Here is a 3,470-nt window from a genome sequence, read left to right on the forward strand (position 1 = left end):
TTGCTTCTTGATTACTTAAAGTAGCATCCCCGCTTAAACTCCATTCTATTTTTTCATTAGGCTTACCACCTTTTAAAGTTACTTCAACATGATCAAGTTTTGGATCTTTTAAAGCTTTGTTATTATCACTTTCATAAGCATGAATTTTGTCTTTACTAAAACTAATGCTTGGGGTGTATTGGTGGAGTTTGATTTCTCCACTTACTTCTTGAGTGCTAGCTGCGCTTTGATTATAATTAGCAATGATTTGTAATCTTTTAATATTAAAATCTTTTACTCCTTCAAATACTACCTTACTCTCACCTTTATCATCAGCTGTACTTTCTTTATCGTTACTAATTCTTAAAGTTTTATTGCTTTGTATATCTTTAGCCTTCCATGAAACTTTTGTTTTTGGCATTAAACCTTTAAGTTTTACTTCAAAGTCGCTTTTATAATCAATCATTCCTTTTTCAAAGTCTTGATGAGTCACAGGGTCTTTTCCAGTAGGAAGCTCCATAGTGGCTGTATAATTTTTAATCTCTAAATCTTTACTTCTTTCTTTTACTAATTCATCACTCATATTTTTAGCAATGATTTTTACTTTTTCATTTCCACTAAGTCCTATGATTTCTACATTACTCTCACCTTTATCATCAGCTATTAAATTAAGCTCCTTAGTAGTTTTATCTTTATCAACAAATAAAGCATTATCTCCTTGTATACTCCATTTAACTTTTGTAGAATTAGCTTTTAAGTTTTTATAACTTGCATGAGCTTTTTCTTTATTACCTATAATAGTTTTATCTAAGATAATATCATTATCTCCATAAATTGCTATTTGAACAAAGGCTTTTAAAGTAATTCCTAATACATTAGCAATGATTGTTGCTTTTTCTTTATCTTTCATGTTTACATCAGGTTTATAGATGATATTTGAATTTCCATCTTTATCAGTTTTATCTGAATTTGGAGTTTTTTCTAAGCTTCCTTTACCAATTAATTTCCAATTTATGTCTAAATCACTTGCTAAATCACTTCCTGCAAATGTGATTAGAGATTTTTCATGTCTTTGTATATTAGAGGGTTTGGCAAATATCCTAAAGTCTTCTTTTGGAGCTATGATAGTAATAGGGAAACTTTCTTGAGCATTCCCTGCTTTAGCAATTAAATTGGTTTGGCGTACTCCATAAGAGTGGATTATTTTTACAAAAACTTTTCCATTACTATCAGTAATATAATGATTTCCATCTTTTAAGATTACACTTTTTTGTTCAGGAGTTACACTCATAGCAACATTTTTAACTGCTTGATTAAAGCCATCTTTAAGCATAATACAATGAGTATTACCTCCCAAATTTCCGCAATAAGAAATATGATAAGTATTGTTAATAGCTTTATATTCAAGCACCATAGAATAATCTCTATCTATAAAATGAGTTCTAGAGCCTTCAATGGTATTATTTATACCTGCAAATTTAGGGTCAAAAGCATGTTTGAAGGCATCTTTATCTAAAGGTATGTTAAAATTCATAGCTATATTTGTGCCTTGTTTATCACTTTCATTACTTCTTTTATGGCTTAGCGAAAAAGTTAATGCAGGACAAGGTGAATAAGTAATACCTCCTTCATACACTAAAGGATTTTTTTCTAAATCTTCATAGCAGTTTACATTGCCAAATGGAGCTACTTTTTCTCCATACCATTTACTCATATTAGCAAAAACAGCTACATTACTCATAGAAGGAAAAGCATATTTAATACCCATGTCCCAGCCATTAGCAGGGCGTTCTAAGAAAGTTAGATCATTATTTGCATTTTTAAAATCATAACTACTAATCCAATCACTTAATCTTTGATAAATATTAGCATGGAAAGCTAGTGTATCAATCATACTTTCAAAGCCCAAAGATATTCTTTTATGCTCTCTACTAAAATCATGATCATAAACTAAATTTAATCCTAGCATGATATTTCCTGAATTATCTAATGCTAGTGCATTAGGATAATATCTTATACCACCGCCAAAATGACCTATGATTCTATTATTATCATATCCACCTATACCGCTTTGTAGAAAATAAGATATTTTTGGATTATCTTCACTCATAATAGGTAAAAGAACTTTAGCATTACCACTTAAACCACCCCTATCATTATAGTTTAAATTAAACTCACTATTAATGGAGTGATTAAGAGCATGTAAATATTCTTGGATTAAAGTATTAGCTTGTAAGCTTAAATAATTGCTTGCTAAATCTCTTATAAGCTCATCTCTTTCTTTACTATCTTTGGCATTATATACATTACCTATAGTTTGAATAACATTAACAACCTTACTAGATAATTCTTCATCTTCTTTACTAAGATTAGAATCTTTCTTTGGTTTTTCTTCTAATAGCTTTTTGACTCTTGAGTCAATGTTATTATGTTCTTTAAGTATTTGCTTTTGATCATGGTTTACATGATTAAGTGCAAGAGTTTGATTGTTATCTATAATGATTTTATCTTGATTTTTTAAAATCATTATTTGAGAAAAAAGAAAAGTGTGAATGAGTAAAACAAATAAAAGCGTTTTTTTCATATCCCCCCCCCCGAATCCTTTGCATAAAATTTTTTATTTGTGATGAGAATATGATAACACAAAAAATACAAAAGTGATAAAAAAGTTATAAAAATATTGAAAAATAGCCAAAAAATTAATAAATATAATAATTATTTATAAATTATAATCAAAATTACTTTTATTTTTTATTAAAAAAATGCAAATAGATTTATTATTATTTAAATATATATGAAAAAAACTTATCATTTACTTTTTAAAAATAATGAAAAATAAGCTTTTTGAATTTTTATATTTATATTTTATTATCCTATTTAACATTTTTAAAAGTATTAGTATTTAGTATTTTAGATAACAGTGTAAGGTGTATTTATCATATTTGGTATATAAAGTATAAATACTAAGCTTATATATAGTAATAAATAAAGGGTATAAATATCTTATTATACTCTTTAGATAACTACAATATAGAGTTTTTGTATAAATTTGATAATAGTTGTTATAATCTTAAAATTACTTATTAAAAAAATATATTTAATTATAGTTTGTATGTTTTTATAAATTAGATAATAGGTAAAAGAATGTATACAATGTTTAATGAAAAATGAAAGGTGATTAAATAAAGTTAGATATATAAAGATATTTATAGTTTTGTATATTATTTTTATAAATTAAAACAAACATATTTCACAATTAAGCAAGATTAGCACAACCAAGAATTATTTAGAAACAAAATTTTTTTGAGAAATATAAAAAAATGTCTTTAAGTAAAAAAGAATTTGCTAAAGTATTAGGCGTTTCTTCAGGAACTATTGATAATCTAAGAAGAAAAAATACAATCTATGGAAGTATCTTGCTATGTATTATTTTCCATTGAAGAAATAGCTAAAGTTGTATCAGGGGTTAAATCTTTAAAATGAGATTTAAC

At 26.2% G+C, this 3,470-nt stretch carries 1 protein-coding gene; it reads right to left on the reverse strand.

Annotated features, from left to right (window positions below; genetic code table 11):
* Positions 1 to 2,563 (reverse strand): inverse autotransporter beta domain-containing protein (locus L8W57_RS07770; RefSeq protein WP_263662318.1); only part of this gene is annotated, 2,563 nt, incomplete at its 3' end.
* Between the last annotated feature and the right edge of the window lie 907 nt (positions 2,564 to 3,470).

The organism is Campylobacter sp. IFREMER_LSEM_CL1890, from assembly GCF_025772045.1.
GTDB classification, from domain to species: domain Bacteria; phylum Campylobacterota; class Campylobacteria; order Campylobacterales; family Campylobacteraceae; genus Campylobacter_D; species Campylobacter_D lari_D.